The organism is Pseudomonadota bacterium (assembly GCA_039815145.1).
Classification (GTDB): Bacteria; Pseudomonadota; Gammaproteobacteria; order Steroidobacterales; family JBCBZW01; genus JBCBZW01.
Genome location: JBCBZW010000246.1, coordinates 1 through 3,714, shown reverse-complemented (window position 1 = coordinate 3,714; position 3,714 = coordinate 1). Strand labels below are relative to the sequence as shown.

4 protein-coding genes and 2 pseudogenes are annotated in these 3,714 nt (G+C 63.6%); 3 read left to right on the top strand and 3 right to left on the bottom strand.

Going from position 1 to position 3,714, the window contains the following annotated elements; translation table 11 throughout:
- Window positions 1-100, top strand: a pseudogene (gene ubiA, locus AAF184_25210) (4-hydroxybenzoate octaprenyltransferase).
- Here ubiA and AAF184_25205 read toward each other — a convergent pair.
- The gene (locus AAF184_25205) at window positions 100-477 is read right to left on the bottom strand and encodes a hypothetical protein (GenBank protein ID MEO0425654.1); all 378 of its coding nucleotides are present in this window, start codon (window positions 475-477) and stop codon (window positions 100-102) included. The pseudogene ubiA and the gene AAF184_25205 overlap by 1 nt on opposite strands.
- 40 nt (window positions 478-517) lie before the next feature.
- Window positions 518-1,186, bottom strand: a complete 669-nt coding sequence (locus AAF184_25200) for a nitroreductase family protein (protein ID MEO0425653.1) — start codon at window positions 1,184-1,186, stop codon at window positions 518-520.
- Between the two features lie 332 nt (window positions 1,187-1,518).
- On the opposite strand from AAF184_25200, the gene AAF184_25195 reads away from it, so the two are divergent.
- The gene (locus AAF184_25195) at window positions 1,519-1,995 is read left to right on the top strand and encodes a hypothetical protein (GenBank protein ID MEO0425652.1); all 477 of its coding nucleotides are present in this window, start codon (window positions 1,519-1,521) and stop codon (window positions 1,993-1,995) included.
- Window positions 1,996-2,212: 217 nt separating this feature from the next.
- Here the strand turns inward: AAF184_25195 and AAF184_25190 are convergent, their stop codons facing one another.
- Complete coding sequence (locus tag AAF184_25190; protein ID MEO0425651.1) at window positions 2,213-3,457, bottom strand: IS256 family transposase; 1,245 nt, start codon at window positions 3,455-3,457, stop codon at window positions 2,213-2,215.
- Between the two features lie 153 nt (window positions 3,458-3,610).
- Here AAF184_25190 and AAF184_25185 point away from each other — a divergent pair.
- A pseudogene (locus AAF184_25185) lies at window positions 3,611-3,714 on the top strand (electron transfer flavoprotein subunit alpha/FixB family protein).

Genomic DNA, 3,714 nt, shown 5'->3' with positions numbered 1-3,714 from the left:
GCTTGGCGTTTACGCACGACTGATGCGACTCGACCGCCCTGTGGGTATCTGGCTGTTGGCCTGGCCCATGCTCTGGGCGTTGTGGATTGCCGGCGAAGGTCACGGGGTGCTCGAAGCGGCGACGGGCTCCACATCCTCCAAACGCGGGTCGCGCAGGTATTCCTCGCTCCGGATACCCAGCTCCCGAATATCCCGCAGGTCGTCGAGCACCAGGCCGATGAAGACGTCGGAGGCATCCCAATCACCGTCATCTCCGGAGAACTCTTCTTCATCCCGCGGCCGCAGGAGCACCGCGGCCCGGCCCTCGTCAATGAAGCGACAGCGCACCGCCTGGCGCGAGTCCCCGAGCAGGCGGCGGACGTCACCGTATTCCCAATCCCACAGCCACAACTCCCCTTCGAAGCTATACCCGCCGTCATAGCGACCGGTGCCGATCAACGCGGCGAATCGCTCGGTGCGCCACAGACCCGTCGGCACCCCGACCTCGCCGAATCGTGACGGCGTACAAAGCGTAGGGTCACCGGCCGGCGTCCCGCTCCTTGATCCAGCCCCTGGAGCGCTTGTCACGGTGCTTTCCGGGGACCCGGGGGCGCTCCTCATCCTGCGTCTCGGGGTACTCCACGAAGACCGCGGCGAGCAGGCGCTCGCGCGCCGGGATGCCGACGCGCTCGAAGAATTCGGGCGTGCGCAGCTTGCCGCCGCTCGACCAATAGGTGCCCATGCCGTGGGCCGTGAGCATCAGGAGCAGGTTCTGGACCATCGACGACGCGGCGGCCAGGTGCTCTTCGTCTTGGGCGATCTTCGCCGCGCTGCGTTCTTCGAGGTCGTAGAACTGCGGCAGCCACGTCACCACCACGAGGGCCCCGCAGGCGTTCAGCATCGCCAGGATCTTGTTCTGCACGGTCAAGTCCGGAAACCACTCCAAGAGCTTCGGCGCCATCGCCTGGCACTCGCCGTGCCAAAACACGTGGGCTCGCCACGGCTCGGCGAGGCCGTCTTCGCCGAGGGCGTAGTGAAACGGTGCCCACCCCGCCACTTCGAGGGCTTCAAGCACCGTCGACCGGTGACGCGACGCGACGTCGGGCGAAAACGTCGCCCGGTCCTCCGGCCCGCCGAGCACCTTTAGGGTTTTCCGCTCCTTGATCACCGCCGCAACGGTGTCCGCAATCTCGTGACTTCGTGACATGGACGCTCCTGGAATCGATCAAGAACCGCGCTTCGCAGCCGGTACTAGAGCACGACGGAGCCCCCAATTCCAGGGGTCGAGCCACGCTGACGCCGACCCACGAGATCCCCCTGGACCGGATGCGCTCATTACTTGGCCCGCGGGCTGGCCTACTCTCCGCGTTTTCTCTCCTCGCCGCCGCCACAAAGCCCCCGACGGGCGTCCGAAATCGCCCGCCGGATGTCCGCAGGCGGACGCCTACCGGGCGCGCAAGGCCCGCAGAGAGCGCCCACGGCATGGCATGCTTCCTGCTCTCTAAAGGGCTTTGGACCACCGGCCACCCAGGGAAGACTATGCTCGAATCCCTACTCATCGATCTTCGCCACACCGTCCGCAGCTTCGGTCGAGACCGTAGTTTCACGGTCACCGCCGTGCTCATCCTGGCCCTCGGTATCGGCGCCACGAGCTCGATCTTCAGCGTCGCCTACGGCGTCTTGCTCCGTCCGTTGCCCTATCCGCAGCCGAACGAGCTGGTACGCCTTTGGCCGGACCAGCTCGTCAACAAGCGGACGCTGATGGCGATCGAGGGAAGCGTGCCGGCGTTCGAGGCCGTCTCGGGCTTCGGCACCTGGCGAACCGCTCTCACCGAAGGCGGCGAGCCCTTCGGGTCCTTTGATCGGATTAGAGGTTTATTGCGGTGCCTAAGCAAAAACACAGCGAAAAGAGTTCGTTCGTACGGCCTGAGCGTGGGGCAGGCCCGGGGCTTGCTCATCCGGTACCCCGGCGGGGCCGGGTACGCCAACGCCTTGGCGATCGTGTTCCGTGAGTGACCTAACTCCCACGCGATCTCACGCTGGCTAAAACCCTCGATCTCATGCATCCGTCGTATCTGCTCGTAGTCGTCCAATGTAAGCACCTTCCGGGCCCCGCTGAGGGAGGTAGTGTCCTGCAAGTTGCGCACTTTGGTTGAAGCGATCTCCGAGGGATGGTCGGTGGGTTGGGCCGCAGTGAGCGTAGCGAACGCAGGGCCAACCCACCAGCGCGTGGCTACACCGCTACGCTTAAGTTCTTCTCTTCTTCCTGCTGCCTGCGTTCGTGTTCCAGATCGTACAGCCGCTGCATATCCATGTACCGCCGCGTGCCCCACTTGGTCCCGGCCACGTGACGTAGCCTGGCTGCACTCAGCATCAACGCCGAGTTGCCGTCGGGGAACGCGCCGACCACCTTCGTCCGTCGCTTGATCTCCTTCATCACACGCTCCAGGGGGTTGTTCGTCCGCAGACGCTGCCAGTGCTCACGCGGGAAGCTCATGTACGTCAGCGTCTGCTCCACTGTCTCACGCACGAACTCGGCCGCCTTCTTCAGCCTCATGCCCTCGCGTTTTTGAACCACATCCTCGGCCTTCTTCAACGCCGCGGCACGGTCCTCCTGGGCGTGGATCGCCTTGAGCATCGCCGACAACTCCTTCACCTTGCCCTTGGGCACGCAGCTCCACGCGTTGCGGTACCAGTGCACCACACACCGCTGCCACTGGCCCTCGGGGAACACCTCCCCCAATGACTCGACCAGGCCCAGGCAAGCGTCGGACACGAACAGACGCGTGCCGCCCAGCCCGCGTTCTTTGAGCTGACGCAGGAACTTGAGCCACGACGCCTTGTCCTCCTTGCCGCCCTCGGCGATCCCCAGCACCTCCCGGTAGCCGTCCTCAGCAACACCAATCGCCACCAGGATCGCCACGTTCTTCACCTCCCCGCCCCAGCTCCGCTTGAGGTACGTGCCATCGAGATACACATACGGATGCCTGCCCTCGATCGGCTTGTTCCGCCATTCATCGATCTGCTCATAAACCTTCTGGTTCAACGCGCTAACGGTGGATGGCGACACCCGCGTGCCCCACAACGCCTCGGTGATGTCCTCGACCCGACGAACGCTCACGCCCGCCAGGTACATCTCGATCAGCGATTCCTCCACGCTGCTCTCACGACGCTTGTAACGCTCGATGATCTGCGTCTCGAACGGCAGCGACCTCAATCTCGGCACCTTCAACGCCACCTCACCCGCCTTCGTCTGCAACTTCCGGCTGTAGCTGCCCGCCCGCGTGTCCTTCCTCGCATCGGTCCGCTCGTACTTCCAGGCCCCGCACAGCTGCTTGGCCTCCGCCTCCAGCAAGCCATTAAGCGTCTGCTCGACACTCTCCCGCACGACCCTGTCCACGTGCCCGCGGACCTGGGCCTCATCGATCTTGAAAGCCCCTTGGATCGGGGAATCGTTGCCTGTAACATCGTCTGTCATAGTGGTTCTCCAGTGAATGGGTTGCGTCAACAACAACAACATCCGCTCGGAGGACCGCCTTTTCAAATAGCGCATAATTCAGAACGTTATCCTGAGGGATTAAATCCCGCCAGCTTCGGCCCAAAGTCGGTGGCTCACTTTTCAGTGCATGTTATCTCGGGCGCCATCCAGCACCTGGCTGGCATGAAGGATTCCAAGATCATCGTGGCCATCAACAAGGACGAAGAGGCACCTATCTTCCAGGTCGCCGATTATGG

Coding starts and splice junctions, on each gene's coding strand:
- AAF184_25200 (MEO0425653.1), bottom strand. CDS start 1,186: ATGTCACGAAGTCACGAGATTGCGGACACCGTTGCGGCGGTGATCAAG.
- AAF184_25195 (MEO0425652.1), top strand. CDS start 1,519: ATGCTCGAATCCCTACTCATCGATCTTCGCCACACCGTCCGCAGCTTC.
- AAF184_25190 (MEO0425651.1), bottom strand. CDS start 3,457: ATGACAGACGATGTTACAGGCAACGATTCCCCGATCCAAGGGGCTTTC.